Origin of the sequence: Frigoribacterium sp. CFBP 13712 (assembly GCF_014842255.1) — a bacterium.
In the GTDB taxonomy this organism is placed as follows: Bacteria; Actinomycetota; Actinomycetes; order Actinomycetales; family Microbacteriaceae; genus Frigoribacterium.
This window is the reverse complement of record NZ_JACYVH010000007.1, coordinates 65213-88712: the sequence shown is the minus strand read 5'-3', so window position 1 is coordinate 88712 and position 23500 is coordinate 65213. Positions and strand designations below refer to the sequence as shown.

At 72.7% G+C, this 23500-nt stretch carries 19 protein-coding genes; 11 read left to right on the top strand and 8 right to left on the bottom strand.

The features are described from left to right. Window positions 1-78: 78 nt before the first annotated feature. From IFT51_RS12225 to IFT51_RS12215, 3 genes are all read left to right on the top strand, one after another. Complete coding sequence (locus tag IFT51_RS12225; RefSeq protein WP_192061359.1) at window positions 79-1101, top strand: 3-oxoacyl-ACP synthase III; 1023 nt, start codon at window positions 79-81, stop codon at window positions 1099-1101. Next, complete coding sequence (locus tag IFT51_RS12220) at window positions 1098-4004, top strand: alpha/beta fold hydrolase (RefSeq protein ID WP_371740786.1); 2907 nt, start codon at window positions 1098-1100, stop codon at window positions 4002-4004. The genes IFT51_RS12225 and IFT51_RS12220 overlap by 4 nt, the downstream gene beginning before the upstream one ends. Window positions 4005-4134: 130 nt before the next feature. After that, window positions 4135-5118: an NAD-dependent epimerase/dehydratase family protein gene (locus IFT51_RS12215; protein ID WP_192061358.1), complete on the top strand. Its 984-nt coding sequence runs from the start codon at window positions 4135-4137 to the stop codon at window positions 5116-5118. 83 nt (window positions 5119-5201) lie between these two features. Here IFT51_RS12215 and IFT51_RS12210 read toward each other — a convergent pair whose 3' ends face one another. Continuing rightward, on the bottom strand, window positions 5202-8702 hold the full coding sequence (locus tag IFT51_RS12210) for a bifunctional proline dehydrogenase/L-glutamate gamma-semialdehyde dehydrogenase (RefSeq protein ID WP_192061357.1): 3501 nt from the start codon (window positions 8700-8702) through the stop codon (window positions 5202-5204). A 218-nt stretch (window positions 8703-8920) separates the two neighbouring features. On the opposite strand from IFT51_RS12210, the gene IFT51_RS12205 reads away from it, so the two are divergent. Together IFT51_RS12205 and IFT51_RS12200 are read left to right on the top strand one after the other, a co-directional pair. After that, window positions 8921-9925, top strand: a complete 1005-nt coding sequence (locus IFT51_RS12205; protein WP_192061356.1) for an ATP-binding cassette domain-containing protein — start codon at window positions 8921-8923, stop codon at window positions 9923-9925. Continuing rightward, on the top strand, window positions 9922-10767 hold the full coding sequence (locus IFT51_RS12200; protein WP_192061355.1) for an ABC transporter permease: 846 nt from the start codon (window positions 9922-9924) through the stop codon (window positions 10765-10767). The genes IFT51_RS12205 and IFT51_RS12200 overlap by 4 nt, the downstream gene beginning before the upstream one ends. 28 nt (window positions 10768-10795) lie before the next feature. On the opposite strand, the gene IFT51_RS12195 is transcribed toward IFT51_RS12200, so the two are convergent. Continuing rightward, window positions 10796-11533 carry a TetR/AcrR family transcriptional regulator gene (locus IFT51_RS12195; RefSeq protein WP_192061354.1) on the bottom strand — a complete coding sequence of 246 codons (738 nt, stop codon included), beginning with the start codon at window positions 11531-11533 and terminating at the stop codon, window positions 10796-10798. Between the two features lie 77 nt (window positions 11534-11610). Between IFT51_RS12195 and IFT51_RS12190 the strand changes: the two genes are divergently transcribed. Beyond that, window positions 11611-12855, top strand: a complete 1245-nt coding sequence (locus tag IFT51_RS12190) for an MFS transporter (RefSeq protein WP_192061353.1) — start codon at window positions 11611-11613, stop codon at window positions 12853-12855. 24 nt (window positions 12856-12879) lie between these two features. Here IFT51_RS12190 and IFT51_RS12185 read toward each other — a convergent pair whose 3' ends face one another. The 3 genes from IFT51_RS12185 to IFT51_RS12175 form a co-directional block, all read right to left on the bottom strand. Further along, a complete protein-coding gene (locus IFT51_RS12185) occupies window positions 12880-13116 on the bottom strand; it encodes a hypothetical protein (RefSeq protein ID WP_192061352.1) in 237 nt (78 codons plus the stop codon). Between the two features lie 42 nt (window positions 13117-13158). After that, window positions 13159-13365 (bottom strand): DUF2945 domain-containing protein, encoded by a 207-nt coding sequence (locus IFT51_RS12180; protein WP_192061351.1) that lies wholly within the window; start codon window positions 13363-13365, stop codon window positions 13159-13161. Window positions 13366-13600: 235 nt separating this feature from the next. Beyond that, entirely contained in the window at window positions 13601-14320 is a 720-nt protein-coding gene (locus tag IFT51_RS12175; protein WP_192061350.1) for a LysR family transcriptional regulator substrate-binding protein, read from the bottom strand. A gap of 60 nt (window positions 14321-14380) precedes the next feature. Between IFT51_RS12175 and IFT51_RS12170 the strand changes: the two genes are divergently transcribed. The 3 genes from IFT51_RS12170 to IFT51_RS12160 all read left to right on the top strand — a co-directional run bounded on the left by IFT51_RS12170 (window position 14381) and on the right by IFT51_RS12160 (window position 16971). Further along, on the top strand, window positions 14381-14803 hold the full coding sequence (locus IFT51_RS12170; protein ID WP_192061349.1) for a DUF5997 family protein: 423 nt from the start codon (window positions 14381-14383) through the stop codon (window positions 14801-14803). A gap of 44 nt (window positions 14804-14847) precedes the next feature. Continuing rightward, entirely contained in the window at window positions 14848-15750 is a 903-nt protein-coding gene (locus tag IFT51_RS12165; protein ID WP_192061348.1) for a neutral zinc metallopeptidase, read from the top strand. A 219-nt stretch (window positions 15751-15969) separates the two neighbouring features. Further along, complete coding sequence (locus IFT51_RS12160; protein ID WP_192061347.1) at window positions 15970-16971, top strand: NADP-dependent oxidoreductase; 1002 nt, start codon at window positions 15970-15972, stop codon at window positions 16969-16971. A gap of 484 nt (window positions 16972-17455) precedes the next feature. Here the strand turns inward: IFT51_RS12160 and IFT51_RS12155 are convergent, their stop codons facing one another. Further along, the gene (locus IFT51_RS12155) at window positions 17456-18379 is read right to left on the bottom strand and encodes a carbohydrate kinase family protein (protein ID WP_192061346.1); all 924 of its coding nucleotides are present in this window, start codon (window positions 18377-18379) and stop codon (window positions 17456-17458) included. Window positions 18380-18491: 112 nt separating this feature from the next. On the opposite strand from IFT51_RS12155, the gene IFT51_RS12150 reads away from it, so the two are divergent. Then, window positions 18492-19433, top strand: a complete 942-nt coding sequence (locus IFT51_RS12150) for an ROK family protein (protein ID WP_371740785.1) — start codon at window positions 18492-18494, stop codon at window positions 19431-19433. Between the two features lie 166 nt (window positions 19434-19599). Beyond that, window positions 19600-20643: an NAD(P)-dependent alcohol dehydrogenase gene (locus tag IFT51_RS12145; RefSeq protein ID WP_192061344.1), complete on the top strand. Its 1044-nt coding sequence runs from the start codon at window positions 19600-19602 to the stop codon at window positions 20641-20643. Between the two features lie 374 nt (window positions 20644-21017). Here IFT51_RS12145 and IFT51_RS12140 read toward each other — a convergent pair whose 3' ends face one another. Beyond that, entirely contained in the window at window positions 21018-21536 is a 519-nt protein-coding gene (locus tag IFT51_RS12140; protein WP_192061343.1) for a MarR family winged helix-turn-helix transcriptional regulator, read from the bottom strand. Continuing rightward, window positions 21517-23454 carry an MDR family MFS transporter gene (locus IFT51_RS12135; protein ID WP_371740784.1) on the bottom strand — a complete coding sequence of 646 codons (1938 nt, stop codon included), beginning with the start codon at window positions 23452-23454 and terminating at the stop codon, window positions 21517-21519. Before IFT51_RS12135 ends, IFT51_RS12140 begins: the two co-directional genes overlap by 20 nt. Between the last annotated feature and the right edge of the window lie 46 nt (window positions 23455-23500).

The window sequence follows — 23500 nt, the reverse complement described above, 5'->3', positions numbered from 1 at the left end:
ATCTCCCGGCCCTGATCGTCACTGCTCGTTCAGCCGCGCCGGCATACGCCTACCCAGACAATTCGACAGGGAGTTCCGGTGAACGGAAACGCCACGACCCGGCACAGCAACGCGGCGTTGCTGTCGGTCGCCAGCACGATGGCCGAACGGGTCACCACCTCCGAGAGCATCGACGAGAAGCTGCGACCCGTCCTCAAGCGCCTCCGCATGCCGACCGGCCTCCTCCAGCGCGTCGCCGGCGTGCACGAGCGCCGCAACTGGGGCCCCGAGCAGAGCTTCGACGTCGCGGCCATCGACGCGGGCAGGCGCGCCCTCGCCGAGGCCGGCGTCCGACCCGACCAGGTCGGACTGCTGATCAACACGTCCGTCACGCGCCCGCACCTCGAGCCGTCCGTCGCCGTCCGTCTGCACCACGGGCTCGGGCTCCCGTCGTCGGCGACCAACTTCGACATCGCGAACGCCTGCCTCGGCTTCGTCAACGGCATGACCCTCGCCGCGCAGCTGATCGACGCCGGGCAGATCGACTACGCCGTGATCATCGACGGCGAGGACGCCGACGACGTCCAGGTCAACACGATCGACCGTCTGCTGACCGAGGGCTTCGACCGCGACGACTTCATGAGCGAGTTCGCGAGTCTCACCCTCGGCTCCGGTGCCGCCGCCGCGGTCATCGGCCGAGCCGACCTGCACCCCGAGGGCCACCGCATCCTCGGCGGTGTGACCCGCGCCGCGACCGAGAACTACGACCTCTGCGTCGGCAGCGTCGACGGCATGTTCACCGACGCCAAGGCCCTGCTCAAGCGCGGCATGGAGCTCGTCGTCTCGGCCTGGCGCGAGGCCAAGCCCGAGTGGAACTGGCAGGGCATGGACCGCTACGTCATGCACCAGGTCAGCGACGTGCACACCAACGCGTTCGTCAAGGCGGCCGGCATCGACCGCAAGCGCGTGCCGCTCACCTACCCCACCCTCGGCAACGTCGGCCCCGCGTCGATCCCGATCACGCTCGTGGAGGAGTCCAAGACCCTGTCGCGCGGCGACCGGGTGCTGCTGATGGGAGTGGGCTCGGGCATCAACACCGCGATGATGGAGCTCGCCTGGTGAGTCGCCTCCCCCGCGCCGCTCGGTCGACCGCACCGGCCCTGCTGCCGCCCGACGGGCTCGCAGGGCTCGACCCCGCGTGGTCGCGTCTCGTCGACGTGCCGTACGGACTCGGCTCGCACCGCGCCTCCCGACGCTGGCACGTGCTCGACAACGCCGAGGCGCTGGCCCGGCTCGACGTCGAGCCGGTCGGCACCATCCTGTGCGTGCACGGCAACCCGACCTGGTCGTACCTCTGGCGCGAGCTCGTCGCGGCCACCGTCGAGACGGCCTCCGCCGGCGGACCGGCCTGGCGGGTCGTCGCCGTCGACCAGCTCGACATGGGCTTCTCCGAACGCACCGGTTCGCCGCACACCCTCGCGCGCCGCGTCTCCGATCTGGGCGACCTCACCGAGGCGCTCGGCGTCGAGGGCCCCGTCGTCACGCTCGGTCACGACTGGGGCGGCGTCGTCTCGATGGGCTGGGCGGTGGACCACCCCGAGATGCTGGCCGGTGTGATGCTGCTCAACACGGCGATCCACCAGCCGCGCGGCGTCCCGATCCCCGCTCCGCTCCGACTCGCACTCGCCCGGGGCGTGCTCGGGCGCGCGACGGTCGGCACGACGGCGTTCGTCGACGTGACGCTCGCCCTCGGTCACCCGCCGCTGCCGGCCGAGGTGAAGCAGGCCTATCGCGCCCCGTACCGCACGGCGGCCCGTCGCGGCGGCATCGGCGCCTTCGTGGCCGACATCCCGGTCGACGCCGACCACGAGAGCGCACCCGAGCTGAACCGCATCGCCGAGGCGCTGCGCGAGGTGCCGGTGCCGGCGCTCATGCTGTGGGGGCCCCTCGACCCGATCTTCGGCGACCGCTACCTCGACGATCTCATCGAGCGTCTGCCGCACGCCGACGTGCACCGCTTCGAGGGCGCCGGTCACCTGCTCGCCGAGGACGTCGACTACGCCGCGGCCGTGCTCACCTGGCTGGGCGACCGGCTCCCCGACGGCTCGCCACCCGCCGAGCCCACCGTCGACGGCGCCGTCGCGGGGGCCGAGACTCCCGGCGACCCGTCGACCCCGGCAGGCCCCGGGCGGCTCGACGGCGCCGGCGCGACCGGTGCCGCTGCGGCCAGGAAGGCCGTCGAAGCGGGGGCCGACGAGGCCACGGCCGCCGCTGCGGCGGCATCCGCCGAGCACGTCGCCGAGGAGGCGCGGGTCGACTCCTCTCAAGACCGCCCGCTCTGGTCGTACCTCGACGCTCTGGCCGACAGCTCCGACACCGCACTTATCGAGATGGTGCCCGCCGGGTCGGACGGCCCCCGGTCCGTCAGCTGGCGGCTGCTCTCCCGCCGGGTCCGCGAGATCGCCCTCGGGCTCCGCAAGCACGGCGTCCGCCCCGGCGACCGCGTCTCGCTGCTCGTGCAGCCCGGTGCCGACCTCACCGCGGTGCTCTACGCCTGCCTCCGTCTCGGGGCCGTGGTGGTCGTCGCCGACGCCGGTCTCGGGGTCCGCGGGCTGACCCGCGCCGTCCGCGGGGCGTGGCCCGACCACGTGATCGGGCAGCTGCCCGGTCTCACGGCCGCGCGAGCCCTCGGCTGGCCCGGTCGCGTGATCTCGACCACGCGCCTCCCGGGGGTCACGAGACGCGCCCTCGGCGTCGAGACGTCGCTGCCCGAGATCGCCGCGCTCGGTCGTCGCGCGCACGAGGCCCTCGCCGAGCTGCCCGAGTCGCCCACCGGCGACGCCGAGGCCGCCATCCTCTTCACCTCGGGCTCGACCGGCCCCGCCAAGGGCGTCGTCTACCGCCACCGGCAGCTGACCGCGCTGCGCGACGCCCTCGCCGCCCAGTACGGCGTCGGTCCGGGCACCGGGCTCGTCGCCGGCTTCGCGCCGTTCGCCCTGCTCGGACCCGCCCTCGGCGCGACGAGCGTGACACCCGACATGGACGTCACGAAGCCCCGCACCCTGACGGCGCGCGCCGTGGCCGCCGCGACCGCCGCCGTCGACGCGACCGTGGTGTTCCTCTCCCCCGCCGCGCTGACCAACGTGGTCGCCACCTCCGGCGAGCTGACCTCCGCCGACCGCGCGGCGCTGGCCGGGGTCGAGACGTTCCTGTCGGCGGGTGCGCCCGTGTCGGAGTCGCTGCTCGCCGCCGCCGGCGACCTGATGCCCGGCGCGACCCCGCACACCCCCTACGGCATGACCGAGGGGCTGCTGCTGACCGACATCACGCTCGAGGGGATCCGTGCGGCGACCGCCGACCGCGCCGCGCGCCTCGCCGACGGCGCCACCGACGCCGGCGGCGTCTGCGTGGGGCTGCCCGGCGCGACCACGACGGTGCGGATCGCCGCTCTCGACGAGGCGGGCCGCGCCTCCTCGGAGTTGATCGCCGAGCCCGGCGTCACCGGCGAGATCGTCGTCTCGGCCGCGCACGTCGAAGACCACTACGACCGGCTCTGGCTGACGCACCGCGCCAGCCGTCGCGGGTCGACCACGACGAGCCGCTGGCACCGCACCGGCGACGTCGGCCACCTCGACGAGCAGGGCCGCCTCTGGGTCGAGGGGCGTCTGCCGCACGTGATCACGACGGCGAGCGGCGTGCTGACCCCGGTCGCGTCCGAGCAGGCGGCGGAGGCGCGGGCCGGCATCGCCCGCGCGGCCGTCGTCGGCGTCGGCCCGGCCGGCACCCAGCAGGTGGTGGTGGTCGCCGAGACCGTGCCGCCCGCACGCCGTGCCGGTCTCGCGTCGGCCGCACTCGCCGCCGAGGTCCGCCACGCCGTCGGCGCGGCCTCGGGTCGACCCGTCGCCGCCGTCCTCGTCGTGCCGGCGCTGCCGACCGACGTGCGTCACAACAGCAAGATCGACCGCTCACGCCTCGCCGCCTGGGCGACGTCCGTGCTCTCGGGCGACAGGATGCGCCGCCCGTGAAGGTGCTGGTCGCCTCAGCCGGGCGAACCCGGGCGGGTTCGGCTGAGACGGGCGCGTGGACGCGCCCGTTCGCGCCGAACACGCCCGCCTCCGCCGCCGGCACGCCTCTCCCGAGCGACGGACGCCGCCCGTGAGGGTGCTCGTCACCGGGGCCAGCGGGCTGCTCGGCGGCGCCGTCGCCCGTGCGATCGCCGCGGCCGGGCACGAGGTCACGACGTTCCAGCGTCGGCCGTCCGGTGTGACCGGGGTCCGCGACGCGCTCGGCTCGATGACCGACCCGGCAGCCGTCGCCGCCGCCGTCGAGGGGCAGGAGGCGGTGGTCCATCTGGCCGCGAAGGTCTCGCTGGCCGGCGCACCCGCCGAGTTCGAGGCCGTCAACGTCGGCGGCACGCGGTCGCTGATCGCGGCGATGCGCGCCTCCTCGGTGCCCCGCCTCGTGTTCGTCTCGTCGCCGTCGGTCGCGCACGCCGGCTCGTCCATCGTCGGAGACGACGCCGCTCCCGCCTCGCCGAGCCGGGCCCGCGGCCACTACGCCCGCACGAAGGCGGCGGCCGAGCTCGTGGCGCTGCAGGCGGCGGGCGCCGAGCTGCGCGTCGTGGCCGTCCGCCCGCACCTGGTCTGGGGGCCCGGCGACACCCAGCTCGTCGCCCGCATCGTCGATCGCGCGCGCTCGGGTCGACTGCCGCTGCTCGGCCACGGGGCGGCGCTGATCGACTCGATCTACGTCGACAACGCGGCGTCCGGCATCGCCGCGGCGCTCGAGCGGGCCGACGCCGTCAGCGGCGGGGCGTACGTGCTCACCAACGGCGAGCCGCGCACGGTGGCCGACCTGATGGCGGGGATCTGTCTGGCGGCCGGTGTCCCGGCACCGCGCCTCCGGGTTCCGGCGGGGGTGGCACGGGGCGCCGGGTCGCTCGTCGAGCGGGTCTGGGCCGTGCGCCCGGGAGCCGACGAGCCGCCGATGACACGGTTCCTTGCCGAGCAGCTCTCGACCGCGCACTGGTTCGATCAGCGGCGCACGCAGCACGACCTGCGGTGGACGCCCGCCGTCGGGGTCGACGAGGGCCTGCGGCGACTCGCGGCCTGGTACGCCGCCGGGCAGCCCGCGGTCTGATCTGCGGGGCTCGCACCGGGGCTGTGCGGCGCGCCTGCGCCTCGGGNGCCGCACCACGCTCAGACGACCGCGTCGCACCACGCTCAGATGACCGCGTCGCTCCACGGGTCGGGGTTGCCGAACCGGTGCGCCGTGATCGCGACGGCCTGCTCGCGGAGGAACGGCAGCAGCTCGAGCCGCCCCGTCGGCGTCACCGGGGCGTCGAACACGGCCACCGACGGGTCTCCGCCGAGAGCCGACGACAGAGCCGAGGAGGCGCGGGTCGGGTCGCCCGCAGCCGTCACCAACCGCACGCGCTCGGTCCGCAGACCCCCCGCGCGCACCCTCTCGAGCCAGGACGCGTCGTCCTCGTGCGTGACGGAGCCCGCCGAGAGGCCCAGCGCAGAGACGAGCGCCGTCGGCAGCTCGATCGCCGACGAGACGGTGACCGGGGCGCCCGACCGGAGACCGGCCAGCAGCACCCGCACGACGGCCGCGGGGTCGGCGCCGTCGGCCGCCCGCACCGTGACCGGCAGGGGCCGGTAGCGCAGCAGGTCGCGTTCGAGTCCGAGTCGGCTGACATCGCGGGCGACGCCGAACTCGGTCGCCCAGTAGTGCTCGTCGGAGGCGGCGGCGGCACGCAGGTCGTCGTGCGCCGACGCGCTCGACGCCCCGAGCAGCGGCGTCGACGCCTCGACGGCGGCCAGGACGGCCGAACCTGGGCGCGCCTCCTGGGCTTCGACGAGCGGGGTCGGCCGCCACGAGCCGAGGTGGACGAGGTAGTTGGGTCCGCCGGCCTTGGCGCCGGCGCCGACCGACGACTTCTTCCAGCCGCCGAACGGCTGGCGGCGCACGACGGCACCGGTGATGCCCCGGTTGACGTAGAGGTTGCCGGCCTCGACGGCGTCGAGCCAGATCTCGAGCTCGGCGGGATCGAGGGTGTGCAGACCCGCCGTCAGACCGTAGTCGGTGGCGTTCTGCAGCCGGATCGCCTCGTCGAGGGTGGCGGCGGTCATGATGCCGAGCACGGGCCCGAAGTACTCCGTCAGGTGGAACTCGCTGCCGGCCGCGACACCCGATCGGACGCCGGGCGACCAGAGCCGACCCGTCTCGTCGAGCTGCTTCGGCTCGACCAGCCACGACTCGCCCGCGCCGAGCGTCGTCAGCGCCCGCTCGAGCTTGCCGTGCGCGGGCTCGACGATCGGACCCATCTGCGTGGTCGGGTCGGACGGCAGCCCCACCCGCATCGTCGACGCGGCGTCGACGAGCTGACGACGGAACCGCTCGGAGGTGGCGACCGAGCCGACCAGGATCACGAGACTGGCCGCCGAGCACTTCTGCCCCGCGTGACCGAACGCCGACTTGATCACGTCGGAGGCCGCGAGGTCGAGGTCGGCGCTCGGGGTGACGATGATCGAGTTCTTGCCGCTGGTCTCGGCGAGCAGGGGCAGGTCGGTGCGCCAGCTGGTGAACAGCGCGGCCGTCTCGAAGGCCCCCGTGAGGATGACGCGGTCGACCGACGGGTGCGACACGAGGTGCCGCCCGAGGTCGCCCTCGTCGACGTCGACCAGGGTGAGCACGTCTCGCGGCACGCCGGCGTCCCAGAGGGCCTGCACCATGACCGCGCCGCAGCGCTTGGCCTGACCGGCCGGTTTCACGACGACGCTGCTGCCCGCGGCGAGCGCGGCGAGGGTCGAGCCGGCGGGGATCGCGACGGGGAAGTTCCACGGCGGGGTGACGAGCGTGAGGCGTTCGGGTGCGAACTCGGCGCCGTCGACGGAGTCGAGCTCCTCGGCGAGGTGGGCGTACCAGTTGGCGAAGTCGATCGCCTCGCTGACCTCGACGTCGCCCTCGGCGATGGTCTTGCCGGTCTCGCTCGCCGCGACCTCCATCAGGTCGGCCCGCCGGGCGGAGAGCATCGCGGCGGCGTCGCGGAGGACGACGGCCCGACCCGCGCCTCCTCGTGCCGCCCAATCGGAGGAGGCGGCGACCGCGGTGTCGAGCAGGGCGTCGAGCGTCGCCTCGTCCGTGACCCGGGCGGCCTCGATCAGGTCGACGCCGAGCGTCGAGTCGGCCGAGCGGGCGGCGATGCCGCGACCCCAGCTGCGGTTCGCGGCGAGCGCGGGGTCGGTGTCGGGCTCGTTCTCGAAGCCGCCGCCGGCCGGGCGCGGCTCGAGGGCCTGCGCGGGGTCGAGTCGGCTCTGCACCCGGTGCGGAGCGGGCACGACGCCGTCGACGGCCGCCAGCGAGGCGAGGAACCGCCCCTTCTCGCGCTCGAACATGGCCTCGTTCGAAGCGAGCTCGAAGACGGCCGACATGAAGTTCTCGCTCGACGCGTTCTCTTCGAGGCGTCGGATGAGATAGCTGATGGCGACGTCGAACTCGCGGGGGTGCACGACCGGCGTGTAGAGCAGCAGCCCGCCGACGTCGGCCTTGACGAGCTCGGCCTGACCCTCGGCCATGCCGAGCAGCATCTCGAACTCGATGCGGTCGCCGACCCCGCGGGCCTCGGCGAGCAGGTGCGCGAAGGCGATGTCGAAGAGGTTGTGACCGGCGACGCCGATCCGCACGGCGCGGGTGCGCTCGGGGGTGAGCGCCCAGGTCAGCACCCTCTTGTAGTTCGTGTCGCTGTCCTGCTTCGTGCCGTAGGTGGCGAGGGGCCACTCGTGGACGGTGGCGTCGACGGTCTCCATGGCGAGGTTCGCGCCCTTGACCACGCGCACCTTGATGGCCGCGCCGCCCGCGTCGACCCGGTCGGTCGCCCACTCGGTGAGCCCCTGTAGGGCGCCGAGCGCGTCGGGCAGATAGGTCTGCAGCACGATGCCGGCCTCGAGGTCGCGGAGCTGCGGCTGGTCGAGGAGGCGCGTGAAGACCGCGATCGTCAGGTCGAGGTCGCGGTACTCCTCCATGTCGAGGTTGATGAACTTCGGCTCGCGAGAGCGGGCGGCCAGTTCGTAGAGCGGGGTCAGCTTCTCGACGACGCGCTCGACGGTCTCGTCGAAGGCCCACATCGAGAGCTGGCTGACGATCGACGAGACCTTGATCGACACGTAGTCGACGTCGTCGCGGGCGAGCAGCGCCCGGGTGCCGGCGAGCCGGTGCTCGGCCTCGGCGTCGCCGAGCACGGCCTCGCCGAGCAGGTTGAGGTTCAGCCGCGTGCGGTCCTGCTTGATCGAGGCGATCGCCGAGCCGAGCCGGGCGGGGCGGGCGTCGGCGACGAGGTGCCCGACCATGCCGCGGAGCACGCGGCGGGCGATCGGCACGACGACGCCGGGCAGCACGGGCGCCATCACGCCGCCGAGGCGGACGGCGCTGCGCATGTGCCACGGCAGGAACGACGGAGCCTGCTTGGCGAGGGTCGCCAGATTACGGGCGGCGACGCCGAGGTCTTCGGGGCGGACGACGCGATCGACGAAGCCGATCGTGAAGGCGAGACCCGATTCGTCTTTCAGCACCTGTGCGAGCAGATGGGCCGAGCCGGTGCTCGGGGCCGCGGAGGCCTCGTGCGCCCAGCGGCGTGCGAGGGCGACGGCGTCGTCGCCGATGCCGACGGGCAGGAGCTGTTCAGCGGTGGACGGCCCCGCCGTCTCGTCGAAGGTGGTCATGGGATGAATGTAGAGCGGAACTTGCCACGCGGCAAGGTTTGACATCTGCTCGTAACACGAGGGCGTCCGCACGGCTGTCCGCACGTCCGTCCGATCGATGTCCGGTCGATGTCCACAGCTGACGGAATATCACTGGCGGTGAGGGGCGGACCGCGCTACCTTGAGCGCGTCCGGGGCCGCTCCCCGGAAACCGGCAGCGAGCGGAGAACGGATCGACGATGGCCATGATCGAAGCACGGGGCCTCACCAAGACCTACCGGTCGAAGTCCGGTCCCGTCCACGCCCTGAACGGGCTCGACCTCACCGTGCCCGAGGGCACCGTGAAGGCGCTGCTCGGGCCGAACGGCGCCGGTAAGACGACGGTCGTCAAGATGCTCACCACGCTCGAGCGCCCCGACACGGGCACCGCGACCATCGCCGGTCTCGACGTCGTCGCCGACGCGCAGGCCGTGCGGCGCTCGATCGGCGTCTCGGGCCAGTACGCCGCAGTCGACGAGAACCTCACGGGCTTCGAGAACCTCGACATGATCGGGCGGCTCTACCACCTCGGCGCGAAGGTCTCCCGCGAGCGCGCTCGCGAGCTCATCGACGTGTTCGACCTCTCCGCCGCCGGCGATCGACCGGTCAAGGGCTTCTCCGGCGGCATGCGCCGTCGCATCGACCTCGCCGGCGCCCTCGTCACGAACCCGCGCGTGCTCTTCCTCGACGAGCCCACCACAGGGCTCGACCCGCGCAGCCGGCTGGCCCTCTGGGACATCATCACCAGCCTGGTCGACGGCGGCACGACGGTGCTGCTCACCACGCAGTACCTCGAGGAGGCCGATCGTCTCGCCGACGACATCTCGGTGATCGACGGCGGCGCCGTCATCGCCGAGGGCACGTCCGATCAGCTGAAGGCCCAGGTGGGCGGTCATCGACTCGTCGTGGCGCTGGTCGACGAGACCCGATCGGCCCAGGCCGTCGAGGTCCTCCGCCGGCACGGCGACAACGAGCCGACGATCGACGCCGACGGCCGTCAGCTCGAGGTCGCCGTCACCGACGGACCGACCGCGCTGCAACGCACCCTCGCCGACCTCGGCGCGGCCGGCATCGAGCTGCACGACGCCGGCATGCGGCGCCCCACCCTCGACGACGTCTTCCTGCAGCTGACCGGCCACCGCACCGGCGCCGACGACGACGCCGCCGGCACCGACGCACCGAGCGAGAAGAAGGCCCGCGCATGACCACCACGACCGCGCTCGCGCAGACCCTCGAGCCCGCCACCGACACGGGTCTCTCGACCTGGGCGTCCGACGGCTGGGCCGTCACCAAGCGCAACCTGATCAAGGTGCGTCGCTCGCCCGACATGCTGATCTTCGCCGTGCTGCAGCCCATCATGTTCGTCCTGCTGTTCAGTCAGGTCTACGGCGGAGCGATCGCCGTCGAGGGCACCGACTACACGCAGTTCCTGATGGCGGGCATCTTCGCGCAGACCGTCGTGTTCGGCTCGACGTTCTCGGGGGCCGCCATGGCGCAAGACCTGAAAGAGGGGATCATCGACCGGTTCCGCACCCTGCCGATGAGCCCCTCGGCCGTGCTGATCGGCCGCACCAACAGCGACCTCGCGCTCAACACGATCTCGATGGTCATCATGATGCTGACCGGTCTCGCCGTCGGGTGGCGGGTGAACGCGTCACCGGCGTCGTTCCTCGGCGGCGTCGCCCTGCTGCTGCTCTTCAGCTACTCGTTCAGCTGGGTCATGGCCCTGCTCGGCATGAGCGTGAAGACCCCCGAGACGATCAACAACGCCTCGTTCATGATCCTGTTCCCGCTCACGTTCGTCTCGAACGCGTTCGTGCCGAGCGACACCCTGCCGACGGTCCTCCGGGTCTTCGCCGAGTGGAACCCGGTCTCGTCGCTCGTGCAGGCGGCGCGCACGTCGTTCGGCAACCTCGGCGACACCCCCGTGCCCGACATCTGGACGATGCAGCACCCCTACGCGACCGTGCTGATCGGCATCACCGTGATGCTCGTGGTGTTCGTGCCCCTCTGCATCCGCAAGTTCCAGCGCATCAGCGCGAAGTGACCCGGGGCGACGCCGGAGGGCGGGTCGGTCACCGCCGGCGCCGTGCCTCCTCGCGGACCGCCTCGTCGAGCTCCGACGTCGGAACGGTCAGCACGCTGCAGATCACGAGCCGCATCAGGTCGGCGACGTGCACGGCGTCGCGTTCGTAGAGCCACTGCAGCTGCAGGCCGTCCTGGACGGCGAGCACGACCCGCGCCGCCGCGGTCGCCGTGTAGCCGGGCCGCAGCCAGCCGCGGTCGGCGGCCACCGAGAGGTACGCCGTCGTCGAGCGGATGATGCGGTCGTAGTAGTCGCGGTAGTACTCGTGCGCCGGGTGCTCGCTCGAGACGGCCTCGGCCGAGGCCGTGATGAACAGCGAGATGACGACCGGCACGTCGACGTTGTACTCGGCCAGCTCGACGAGCTCCTCGACCCGCATGCCGCCGTCGTCGTCGAAGTGCCGCCGCAGGCGCTCGTCACGCCGACGCAGCACCGCCATCAGCAGTTCGTCCTTCGTCGGGAAGTAGTGCATCAGCGACTGGTGCGACACCCCGCACTGCCGCGCGATCTCCCGCAGCGACGCCCCGTGGAACCCCACCTGGCCGAAGACGGGCAGCGCGGCGTCGAGGATCGCCTCGCGCTTGGCGATGCCCTTGCGGTAGCGACCCGGCTCGCGCACGTCCGCCACCGCGGGGCCGACCTCAGGGCCGACCTCCGGGCCCGCCGCGGGATCGACCGCGGGTTCGGAACCCGGGTCGGCGGAGGGGGCGGGGGCGGAGGCGTCCATCGGGGCCAGCCTAAATCGTCGTCCGGCCGTGTGACACCGGGCGGGTGCACCCGCCCGCACCGGCATAGAGTCGAGCGATGCCCTGGTCGCTGCTGACGGTCCCCGCCTTCCGGGCCCTGTGGCTCGGTCGTCTCGTGTCGTGGACGGGCAGCGGATTCGCCCCCATCGCGATCGTCTTCGCGGCGATCGACCTGGGGGCCGACCCCGTCGACCTCGGCCTCGTCGTGGCGGCGCGATCGGTGCCGAACATCGCGCTGCTGCTCTTCGGCGGAGCCCTCGCCGATCGACTCTCGAAGCGCCTCGTCGCCGTCGTCTCGTCGTTCGTCTCGGCCGGCTCCCTGCTGATCGCGGCCCTCCTGATGCTCACCGAGACCGAGACCCTGACGACCCTCGCCGTGATCGGGGCCGTCAACGGCGCCTCCGCCGCCTTCTTCGGACCGGCCACCGGCGCACTCGTGAGAGACACGGTGCGCGACGCACGGATCGGCGACGCGACCGTGCTCATGCGGGTCGGCACCAACGTCGGGCTCGTCGTCGGCCTCGCGGTCGGAGGTGCCGTGGTCGCCACCCTCGGCTCGGGTCTCGCCCTGGCGCTCGGCGGTGCGGTCTTCGCGGTGGCGGGCGTCGTGTTCGTGGGGCTGCCGGCCGACTCGGCCCGCGCCTCCGGGGGGACGACCGTCCTGGCCGATCTCGGCAGCGGACTCGGGTTCGTCTGGCGCACCCGGTGGCTCGGCGCCGCCGCGGCGCTCGCGTTCGTGTTCCAGTTCGCCTTCGGCGGCGGGATCCACGTTCTCGGCCCCCTGGTGGCCGACGACGCCTTCGGGCGCCTGCTCTGGGGATTCGCCGGCGCCGTGCAGACCCTCGGGCTGATCGTCGGAGCGTTCTGGGCCGGCTCGCTGCGCGGCCGGGTGCGGCTGTGGGCCGCCTGCCTCGGCGCGGGGGCGCTCGCGATCCCCCTGGTGCTGCTCGCCTTGACGATCACCACCGACCCGGTCGCCTTCGACCCGCTGCACTGGTTCTTCTGGATCAGCGTCGGGCTCTTCGTCGCGAGCATCGGACTCGAGGTGTTCACCGTGCCGCTCGACATCGCGGTGCAGCGGCAGGTACCCGGTCTCTACCGCGGGCGGGTGATCTCGGCCGTGACGGTCGCGTCGCTGGCGGGGATGCCGGTCGGCGAGATCGCGGTCGGCCAGGTCGCCGAGCTGGTCGGCACGTCGACCGCGCTGATCGCCCTGGCCGTGCTGGTCGTCACCGTCGCGACGGCCGTGGCGGTGCACCCCCGCGTGCACCGCGTCGACGCCCCGGAGGCGCGGGTCGCCTGACCGCGCACCCCCGGGAGGCGCGGGTCAGCTGTAATCGCCGCGCTCGATGGCCTCGGCGTACTTGCGCACGTCCGGGCCGGGCTCGTAGTCGATGAAGCGGTCCTTGACCGCGTCGTTGATCGCCTTGTACGACTCCTCCCACGACTCGCCCGAGTGGGCGGCCGCGGCATCGCGGACGGCCTCCTGCAGGACGCGGTCGGAGTCGGTCAGGATCTTGTCGCGCGCTTCGTCGTTCCAGCGCACATCGGTCAGGTCGGCCATGCTGTCTCCTTGGGTCGAGGGTGTCGCGGGTGCGGGGTGGGGCTACTTCTTCTTACTCAGGGCGGACTCCTTGTGGGCCGCCTTCGAGCCGCTCTTGTCGCTCTCGACGACGAAGTAGGGCTCGTCGTCAGAGGCCTTGAACTTCTGCCCGTCGAGCTGGAACTCCTCGACGCGCTTCTCCACGACCGTGCCGTGGGTCTCGCCCTGCGGGGTATTCCAGGTGACGTGGTCTCCCTTGCTGAACGTCATCGCGCCTCCTTCGTCTGCGCCGGCCGTCGTCGGCCGGTCGTCGATGCGATCGTGGCGTGGACGCTACGCCGCGGAGGCCCGCAGGCCGCTCAGCCCGGAGGGGTAGGGGTTCCGAGGGCGGTCCTGTACCCCACGCGTGTACCCCTCGTCGCGTCCGGACGGTGCGAGGCGGGGGCGTCGGGGCGGCTGCGGCTCAGCGGCTGCGGCTCGATGGCTGCGGCCCAGCGACCGAGGCTCAGCGGCCGCGTCGGGGCCGGCTGCGCCCGGTGCCGCGCTGCGGTCCGCGGCCCTGCGGCGGCGTCCGCTTCGGCTTGGCGCCGCGAGGGTCGGGAGCCGACCCCTTCTTGGCCGGGGCCGCCTGCTCGGGCTCGTCGCGCCTCCTCGACCGGCTGCTGCGCGCCGTGCGCCCGCGGACGACGCCGATGAAGTCGTCGGTGTCGTCGTCGCTGCGGTCGACGAGCCAGACCAGCGCGACGACGGTGGGCTCGAGATCCGAGACGAATCGGTAGGTCAGGCCGCTGCGCGAATACAGCCGCGCGATCGACTGCGGCACGACCGCGACGCCGGCGCCGGTCGCCGCGACGTCGACGGCCTGGGCGTCGGTCAGCGTCGGATCGAGGTCGTGACGGGTCTCGCCCTCGAGGTCGGCGGCGGTCAGCTCGTGCTCGATGCCGAGCGTGGCCAGCGGGTGGTCTTTCGAGACGACGGCCACCGCGCGCTCGTCGTAGAGACGGATGACCGAGTGGTCGTCGTCGGTGGCGAGGGGCAGCCGCGCGAGCAGCATGTCGACGGCGGCGTCGCCGTGCAGGGCGTCGAGGGCGCTCGAGGCGTCGATCTCGACGACGTCGAGGGGCAGGTCGGCCCGGCGCTCCTCCCACAGGCGCGACCACTTCGACAGCGTGACGCCGGGGACGAACCCGATGCGGAAGGAGGCGCGGGTCGGCTCGGTCGTCATCGCCCCAGGGTACCGGGGTGCGCGCTCGTGCCGACCCGCGCCTCCCGGTACCCTTGCGGCATGACTCAGAAGACCCCGCAGACGCTCAAGCCCTTCACTGCCGCGAAGAAGCTCGGGGTGCACCTGCCGGCCACGCCCGAGTCGTTCCAGAACACGCCCGTCACCCGCGAGGAGTTCGCCGAGCTCACCGCGAACCCGCCCGAGTGGCTGGCCGAGCTGCGCCGCACCGGCCCGCACCCGCGCCCCGTCGTCGCGCAGAAGCTCGGCGTGACGATCTCGGGTCTCGCGCGCGCCGGCGTCGACGACGCGCTCACCACCGACGAGATCCACGATCTGCTGAAGGAGATGCCCGCCTGGCTGGTCACCGAGCGCGCGAACCTGGCCGAGGTGCGCGAGGAGGAGCAGCGCGTGAAAGACCGCGACGCCGGTCGCGCGCTGCTCCGCGCCGAGCGCGAGCGGGCCGAGGGCGCCGACCAGGCCTGACCTCGACGGGCCGCGGCCCCCGCGACCCGCGTAGTTTCTGACGCATGTCATTCAACGACGATGCGCGCATCGACAGCAGCAAGGTCCGGCGGCGCGGGCGGGGTCGCACCACCGGCATCGCGGCCGGCGGGACGGGCGTCGTGGCGATCATCGTCGTCGCCCTGATCAACCAGTTCACCGGGGTGAACCTCAGCGGGCTGCTCGACGGCACGTCGACCGGCTCGGGTTCGCCCGATCAGATCGCGGCGGCTCCGCTCGAGGGCTGCGAGACGGGCGCCGACGCCAACGCGAGCATCGACTGCCGCATGGCCGGCGCGGCGGACTCGCTCGACACGTACTGGTCGACGGAGGCCGCGCAGCTGGGCGTCGGGGACTACGTCACGCCCGACTTCTTCCTGTTCACGGCAGCCGTCGACACCGGCTGCGGCAGCGCGACGAGCGCCACCGGCCCCTTCTACTGCCCGCCCGACCAGGCGCTCTACGTCGACACCGACTTCTTCGACCAGCTGCGCGAGCAGTACGGGGCGAGCGCCGGTCCGCTCGCGCAGATGTACGTCGTCGGGCACGAGTGGGGCCACCACATCCAGCAGCTGACCGGCGCCTTCGACCGCGCCGACCGCAGTGCGACGGGGCCCGGCTCCGACACCATCCGCCTCGAGGTGCAGGCCGACTGCTACGCGGGGGCCTGGGTCGGCGCGGCGACGACGGTCGCGGACGACGCCGGCACGACGTTCCTCGAACCGGTGACCGACGCGCAGATCGCCGACGCGCTCGACGCCGCGGCGGCGGTGGGCGACGACCGCATCCAGGAGGCGTCGGGCGGCCGCGTCGACTCCGACACCTGGACCCACGGCTCGGCCGAGCAGCGCCAGAGGTGGTTCGACACGGGTCGCGCCGGCGGCGCGGGGGCCTGCGACACGTTCGCCGTGCCGACCGAGCGGCTCTAGCGGGACCCGTCGGAGTGGTGAGCGGACCCGGCGGCCCGCACCGCGCCTCCTCGGAGTGGTGAGCCCCGCCCCGTCGGAGTGGTGAGCCGACCCGGCGGCCCGCACCGCGCCTCCTCGGCTGCTCGCCTGACGACCTCGACGGCCCGACGACCTCGGATGGGGGCGTGCGCACCGCCGCGAGGAGGCGCACAATCAGGCAACGCCACAAGGAGGTCGGTCATGAGTCGCACCGGAAGAGCCGTCGAGTTCGAACGCTACGGAGACGTCGACGAGCTGCACTTTGTCACCCAGGAGCTGCCCGTCCCCGCCGACGACGAGGTCGTCGTTGAGGTCGTCTGCGCCGGCCTGAACCACATCGAGAACTTCATCCGCAAGGGCGACTTTACCGACCGGCTGCCGCTCGAGTTCCCGGCCCGTCAGGGGTCGTGCTTCGCCGGCATCGTCAAGAAGCGCGGCTCGGCGGTTCGCGACTTCTCGGTCGGGGCCGAGGTGATCGGTCACGCGATCGAGGGCGGAGCGCACGCCACCTACGTGACCGTCCCCGCCTCGTCGATCGTGAAGAAGCCGTCGAACGTCGGATGGGAGGTCGCCGGCGGGCTCTATCTCGCCGGAGTGACGGCGTACGACGTGGTCCGCTCGCTGCACCTCGGGCCGGGCGACATCGTGGTCATCACCGCGGCGGCCGGCGGGGTGGGTCACATCGAGTGCCAGCTCGCCCTCGCGGCGGGGGCGAAGGTGATCGGCACCTGCAGCCCGCCGAACCACGACTACCTGCGCTCGATCGGCGTCACGCCCATCACGTACGGCGAGGGTCTGCAGCAGCGCATCGAGGAGGCCGCGAAGCGACCCATCACCGCGTTCATCGACAACTTCGGCGGCGACAACCCCGAACTGGCGACGAGCCTCGGAGTGAAGGAGGCGCGGTTCAGCTCGAGCGAGCACCGCCTCGACCTCGAGATGCACTACATCCGGCCCGAGCGCGACGACACCGAGCCCGCCATGGTGCTCGCCGCCCTCGCGAAGCTGATCGCCGAGAACAAGGTGCGGGTGCTCATCTCGGGCTTCTACCCGTTCGACTACATCACGCAGGCGTTCGACGACCTCGCCGAGCATCACTCGAGGGGCAAGGTCGTCGTCGGCATGCAGCCCGTCGAGACCGGCGTGCGCTCGCACTGGTACCTGTCGGGCAAGGCGCGCAGCACGCACGAGGCCAGCGCCTGACGCGGGCCGCGCCGGTGCGCGCCGCGCCCCGCGCCACCCCATCGAAGTGACGCAACAAGACCCCCGCGCGCGCCGCAACTGCCCCTTCGCGTCACATCGATCGCCGAGGAGGCGCGGCTCACCCAACGCTGCAGCGCGCACCGCATCCAAGTGACGCATCCGGGGCCCTCCGCGCACCGCAAGCGCCCCTTCGAGTCACATCGATCGCCGAGGAGGCGCGGCTCACCCAACGCAGCAGCGCGCGCCGCACCGCACCGCACCGCACCGCACCGAGGTGACGCATAAGGGGCTCTCCGCGCGCCGCAACGCCCCCTTCGCGTCACATCGTTGGCCGAGGAGGCGCGAGTCGCCAGCTGGAGCAGCGCGCGCCGCACGCACCGCACCGCACCGCACCGCACCGCACCGAAGTGACGCATCGGGGGCCCTCCGGGCACCGCGAGCGCCGCTTCGAGTCACATCGATCGCCGAGGAGGCGCGGGTCGCGTCAGAGGCCCGGCGCGCGGAGCAGCGCCCCCGGCGAGCGCACCGTGGCGGCGGCGATGTCCATCGCGCGTCCGAGCGCGTCGGCCCAGTCCACCGACCCCGGTTCGCGCCGCGCGGAGAGCAGCGACGAGACGATCGCGGCGAAGGTCGCGTCACCCGCGCCCATCGTGTCGACGACCTCGCCGTCAGCGGCAGAGATGCCGCGCCGCAGCTCCGCCCCGCCGGCCAGCAGCAGGCTCGCCCCGTCGGACCCGCGCGTCGCGAGCACTCCCCCGGCACCGGCGGTGAGCAGCGCCTCCTGCCAGTCCGACAGCGGGCCGCCGGTGACGAGCTCCGCGTCGTCGTCGCCGATCTTGACGAGGAGGCACGTCGCGGCCACGCGGGCGAATCCGGCTCCGAACGCGGCGACCTGGGCATCGCCGCCCGGCAGGAACCCGGGCCGGGGGTTGGGGTCGACCACCAGGCGGCGGGGCGAGTCGCCGGCGACCGCGAGCAGGCGGTCGGTGAGGGCCACGTCGTCGAACGGGTACGAGCTGACGGCGATCAGCGGGGCCGCGTCGAGGGCGGCGAACTGCTCGGCAGAGAAGTCGAGGCCGCGGGCGACGGCGGCGTCGGTGAACACGTACGACGGCTCGCCGTCGACCCGCAGCGACACGGCCCGACCGGTACCGAGCGGGTTGACCGTCTCGAGCAGGTCGACCCCGTGCTCGGCGAGGAAGCTCCGGATCGAGCGCCCGTCGGCATCGTCGCCGATGGACGCCAGCAGCGTGGTCGGCACCCCGAGGCGACTGAGACCGACGGCGACGTTGAGACCGGCGCCGCCGACGTGATCGCTCGAGCCCGTCTCGGTGCGCAGCTCGTCGATGAGCGCGTCGCCGATGACGACGACCCTGGCGCCGCGCGGGCGTCCCTCGCTGGTGGTCATGAGGCGCCTCTCGATAGCGGTCCGTAGGGTGCCTCGGCGTCGGGGTCACGAGGCGACACGTCACCCTAGACCGGGCCCGGCCGATGTCGCACCCCGCCGCTACGCTGACGACGTGAGCGAATACGCACTGGCCGTCGACGTCGGCGGCACCAAGGTCGAGGCGGCGCTCGTCGCCGCAGACGGAACCCTCCTCGACGGCAGCCGCGAGCGGCGTCCGACGGGTGCGACATCGACGTCCGACGAGCTGGCCGAGGCCGTCCGCACGGTCGTGGCCCACGCCCTGGCGTCCCTGCCGGGCGACGACGTCCTCGTCGGTGCGGGCATCGGCAGCGCGGGCCCGGTCGATCTCGTCGCCGGCACGGTCTCGCCGATCAACCTGCCCGCCTGGCGCGGCTACCCGCTGCGCGAGCTGGTCGCCTCGCTCGCCGCGGCCACGCTGCCCGACTCGGCCCCGGTCACCCTCCGACTCGACGGCGTCAGCCTCGCCCTCGCCGAGCACTGGGTCGGTGCCACGCAGGGTGTCGATAATGCGCTCGCCATCACCGTCTCCACCGGTGTCGGCGGCGGGCTGATCGTCAACGGCCGTCTCCTGTCCGGAGGCACGGGCAACGCCGGTCACATCGGCCAGATCCAGATCGCCGACCGGCCCGAGGGCGAGAGCGCCTGGGCCGCCACGCTCGAGGTCATCGCGTCGGGTCCGAACGTCGTCGCGTGGGCGCAGGCGCAGGGCTGGCAGGGCGAGCGCGGCGAAGACCTGGCCGCCGGCTACGTCGCCGGCGACGAGATCGCGGTCGCCGCCGTCCGCCGATCGGCCAACGCCGTCGGCGAGGCCATCTCGTCGGTCACGACCCTGCTCGACCTCGACGTCGCCGCGATCGGCGGGGGCTTCTCCCGCGTCAGCGACGACTACCTCGACCTGGTGCGCCAGAGCGTCGACGAGGCCCCGGTCAACGACTACGCCCGGCGCGTCCGCGTCGTGCGCTCCGGTCTGAGCGACGAGAGTCCGCTCGTCGGGGCCGCCGCCCTCGTCTGGCAGGCCGACCTGCTCGGCTGACCCGCGCCTCCTCGACCCGTGCCTCCTGCGCCCCCGATCTGAGAACGGTTCCCGTCACGAGCAAGCCCCAGGGAGGCGCGCCTAGGCTCGTACCGTCCCCCACAGCGTCGTCGGAGATCAGCGCGCCCACAGACGCGCGAGTCACTCGCAACCCCGGAGGTAACCCATGACCACCACAGTCCCTGTTCTGCTGACGCCGTCCGCCGGCGCCCCCTTCGAGCACTCGACCGTCGAGCTCCGCGACGTCGGTCCGAACGACGTCCAGATCGACATCGCGTTCGCCGGCATCTGCCACAGCGACATCCACCAGGCCCGCGAAGAGTGGGGCAAGGCGATCTTCCCGATGGTGCCCGGCCACGAGATCGCCGGCATCGTCACCGAGGTCGGCAGCGACGTCACCAAGCACAAGGTCGGCGACCGCGTCGGCATCGGCTGCTTCGTCGACAGCTGCCGCGAGTGCGAGAACTGCCTGGCCGGCGAGCAGCAGTTCTGCGTCAAGGGCAACGTCGCGACCTACAACGGCCGTCAGTACTCGGGCGAGCCCACCTACGGCGGGTACGCCAAGCAGATCGTCGCCGACGAGAACTACGTGCTGTCGATCCCCGAGGGCATCGCGCTCGACGAGGCCGCTCCGCTGCTCTGCGCCGGCATCACCACCTACTCGCCGCTGAAGCACTGGGGCGCGGGCCCCGGCAAGAAGGTCGCGGTCGTCGGCATGGGCGGTCTCGGTCACATGGCCGTCAAGATCGCGCACGCCATGGGCGCCGAGGTCACCGTCATCAGCCAGACGCTGTCGAAGCAGGAGGACGGCCTGAAGCTCGGCGCCGACCACTACTACGCGTCGAGCGACCCCGAGACCTTCGGCAAGCTCAAGAACTCGTTCGACCTGATCATCAACACGATCTCGGCCGACATGGACATCGACGCCTACGCCCGCACCCTGCGTCTCAACGGCACCATGGTGTTCGTCGGTCTGCCCGAGAACCCGCAGTCGTTCCGTGCCGGGTCGCTGATCGGCGGCCGTCGCAGCCTCGCGGGTTCGAACATCGGCGGCATCCCCGAGACTCAGGAGATGCTCGACTTCTGCGCCCAGCACCGCATCGGCGCCGAGATCGAGACGATCGGGGCCGACGAGGTCGACGACGCCTACGAGCGCGTCGTCGCCAGCAAGGTCCGCTACCGCTTCGTGATCGACACGGCCACGATCTAGCACCTGCTCCGACGAAGGCCCCCTCCGCGTGCTGCGGAGGGGGCCTTCGTGGTGTGCGGCCTCCGCCGTCGAGGGTCGACGAGGCGGGGGCCGAGGAGGCGCGGGTCGAGGAGGCGCGGGTCGGGGCCGAGGGGGCGCGGGTCGGGGCCGAGGAGGCGCAGGTCGAGGAGGCGCGGGTCGGGGCCGAGGAGGCGCGGGTCGGGTCGCGCGCGACCCCGGGCGAGTCCGGCGGAAGCGGGCGTCCGTGCCGCACCGCGACCACGACGCGCGCCCGAACACGGTCCAGTCCGGCGCAACCGGTCCTCCGCCGCCGCCCGCCCGCGCCGAACTCGCCCGCTCCGGCGCAGATGCCAGCACCGGCACCGGCGCCTGAGCTACCGGGGCTCGGCGGAGGGCGTGTTGAACCGGCGGAGCCAGCCGGCGAACTCGCCGAGCTCGTCGTCCGTCCAGCCCTCGACGTGGCTGCGGAACACGGCGCGGTTCTCGTGCCGCACCTCGAGCATGCGGGCGTCGGCCCGCTCGGTGCTGCGGAGCATCGACACGCGGCCGTCGCTCGCGTCCGCCACGACGTCGACGAACCCGGCGTCGCGCAGCAGCGCGACCTGGCGGCTGACGGCGCTCTTGTCCATCGCCATCGCCTTGACGATGTCGCCCGCGGTGCACGGCTGGTGCTTCATGACGTACCGCAGCACGTAGAACGCCGTCGGCGGCACGTCGGGGTCGAACCGCGAGGCCGCGGCGGCGATGGTGCGCTTGGCCTCGACCATCATCGAGCCGATCTCGTCGACCACACCCGCCATCAGCCCCTCGCGACCCTCGTCGTCCGGGCTCGGGAGGCGCGGTGCGCTCGGCACCGCGCCCGCCCGCGTCGCGTCATCGGTCCGCTGCGACATCCTTCTCCTCGACCAGGGACGAGAACACCGGGCTCTCGGCCAGCTCGTCGTCGGACACCGGGTGACCCGCCACCTCGGCGGCACCCGTCGCGATGATCGTATCGATCGTCCCGGTGCGCGTCGTCGTGTGGGTGTGGTGACGCCCCGCGGTGTCGGCCCCTGCTACGGCCTCGGCCCCTGCGACGGCGTCGGACCCGGCCCTGTTCCCAGCCCCGGCCCCGGCATCGGTCGTGGCGCCGGTCCCGGTCATGACTCCGGTGTCGACCGGGGAGGTCGGAGCACCGGCGGTCGCCGGGCCGCTCGACACCGCAGGCGCCAGACCGGCCGTGGCCGCCGCACCCTTGACCGCAGGCGACGCGTCGTTCCCGTCGACCGGAGCCGCGCCTCCTTCGTCGTCGGACGAGGCCGCTGCGGCGCGCTGGATGCCGCTCTTCGTGCCGAGCTCGACGTTCGGCAGCAGGCAGACGAACACGATCGTGATGATCGCGAGCGGTGCGGCGATCAGGAACACGTCGGCGACGCCCTGCCCGTAGGCGGACTCGACGATCGTGCGGATCGGGCCGGGCAGCGTGCTCAGGTCGGGGATGCTCGAGGCCGAGCCGCCGCCGAGGGCGCTGGGGTCGACGCCGGCGCTGGTCAGGTCGTCGGTGATGTAGCCCGAGACCTTGGTGCCGAGCACGGCGCCCATGACCGAGACGCCGATCGTGCCGCCGAGGCTGCGGAAGAACGCGACGCTCGACGAGGCCGCCCCGACGACGCTCACGTCGACCGAGTTCTGCACGACGAGCACGAGGTTCTGCATCACCATGCCGATGCCGAGACCCATCATCGCCATGAAGACCGAGACGACGAAGAAGTTCGTGTCGTACTCGATGGTCGACATGAGGAACAGACCGGCGGCCAGCAGCACCGACCCCACGATCATGTAGGGCTTCCACTTGCCGTACTTCGAGATGAGCGCACCGGCGACCATCGACGAGATGAGCAGGCCGAGCACCATCGGCAGAGTCAGGATGCCCGCCATGGTCGGCGACTGACCGCGCGCCAGCTGCATGTACTGACCGAGGAACACGCTGGTGCCGAACATCGCGACGCCGACGCTGAGCGAGGCGATGACCGCGAACGTGAAGGTGCGGTTCTTGAAGAGCGTGAGCGGGATGATCGGCTCCTTGGTGCGGAACTCGACGATCACGGCGAGCACGAGCAGCACGGCGGCGCCGACGCCCATCAGCCAGCTGGCGGTCGAGTTCCACTCGAACTGCTTGCCGCCGAGCGACACCCAGACGAGCAGCAGCGAGACGCCGCCGGCGATCAGCCCGGCGCCCCAGTAGTCGACGACGACGGCCTTCTTCGGCTTGGCGGGCAGGTGCAGCGTCTTCTGGATGACGATCAGGGCCGCGATGCCGACGGGCACGCCGACGAAGAAGTTCCAGCGCCAGCCGATGCTGTCGGTCAGCACGCCGCCGAGCAGCGGGCCGCCGATGGTGCCGACGCTCATGACGGCGCCGAGGTAGCCCATGTAGCGGCCGCGCTCACGCGGGCTGATGATGTCGCTCATGACGACCTGCACCAGGGCGGTGAGGCCACCGGCGCCGAGACCCTGGAACACGCGGAACGTGATCAGCGTCGCGGTGTTCTGCGAGAAGCCGGCCGCGACCGAGGCGAGCACGAACAGCACCAGGGCGACCTGCAGCAGCACCTTGCGGTTCGTGAGGTCCGAGAACTTGCCCCAGAGCGGGGTGCTCACGGTGGTCGCCAGCAGGGTCGCGGTGATGACCCAGGTGTACGAGGTCTGGCTGCCGTTCAGGTCGCTGACGATGCGCGGCAGCGAGGTCGACACGACGGTCGACGACAGGATCGCGACGAGCATGCCCATCAGCAGACCCGAGAGGGCCGTGAGGACTTCGCGGTGGCTCATGCCGGGCGCTTCGCCCGGTTCGTGCGGTGCCGCGGGCTTCGTGCCC

Excerpts from the sequence above, each read along its gene's own strand:
- IFT51_RS12175 (WP_192061350.1), bottom strand. The coding sequence starts at position 14,320 with ATGACGACCGAGCCGACCCGCGCCTCCTTCCGCATCGGGTTCGTCCCC.
- IFT51_RS12155 (WP_192061346.1), bottom strand. The coding sequence starts at position 18,379 with ATGACCACCAGCGAGGGACGCCCGCGCGGCGCCAGGGTCGTCGTCATC.
- IFT51_RS12205 (WP_192061356.1), top strand. The coding sequence starts at position 8,921 with ATGGCCATGATCGAAGCACGGGGCCTCACCAAGACCTACCGGTCGAAG.
- IFT51_RS12200 (WP_192061355.1), top strand. The coding sequence starts at position 9,922 with ATGACCACCACGACCGCGCTCGCGCAGACCCTCGAGCCCGCCACCGAC.
- IFT51_RS12165 (WP_192061348.1), top strand. The coding sequence starts at position 14,848 with ATGTCATTCAACGACGATGCGCGCATCGACAGCAGCAAGGTCCGGCGG.
- IFT51_RS12140 (WP_192061343.1), bottom strand. The coding sequence starts at position 21,536 with ATGTCGCAGCGGACCGATGACGCGACGCGGGCGGGCGCGGTGCCGAGC.
- IFT51_RS12195 (WP_192061354.1), bottom strand. The coding sequence starts at position 11,533 with ATGGACGCCTCCGCCCCCGCCCCCTCCGCCGACCCGGGTTCCGAACCC.
- IFT51_RS12190 (WP_192061353.1), top strand. The coding sequence starts at position 11,611 with ATGCCCTGGTCGCTGCTGACGGTCCCCGCCTTCCGGGCCCTGTGGCTC.
- IFT51_RS12160 (WP_192061347.1), top strand. The coding sequence starts at position 15,970 with ATGAGTCGCACCGGAAGAGCCGTCGAGTTCGAACGCTACGGAGACGTC.
- IFT51_RS12145 (WP_192061344.1), top strand. The coding sequence starts at position 19,600 with ATGACCACCACAGTCCCTGTTCTGCTGACGCCGTCCGCCGGCGCCCCC.
- IFT51_RS12135 (WP_371740784.1), bottom strand. The coding sequence starts at position 23,454 with ATGAGCCACCGCGAAGTCCTCACGGCCCTCTCGGGTCTGCTGATGGGC.
- IFT51_RS12170 (WP_192061349.1), top strand. The coding sequence starts at position 14,381 with ATGACTCAGAAGACCCCGCAGACGCTCAAGCCCTTCACTGCCGCGAAG.
- IFT51_RS12210 (WP_192061357.1), bottom strand. The coding sequence starts at position 8,702 with ATGACCACCTTCGACGAGACGGCGGGGCCGTCCACCGCTGAACAGCTC.
- IFT51_RS12185 (WP_192061352.1), bottom strand. The coding sequence starts at position 13,116 with ATGGCCGACCTGACCGATGTGCGCTGGAACGACGAAGCGCGCGACAAG.
- IFT51_RS12180 (WP_192061351.1), bottom strand. The coding sequence starts at position 13,365 with ATGACGTTCAGCAAGGGAGACCACGTCACCTGGAATACCCCGCAGGGC.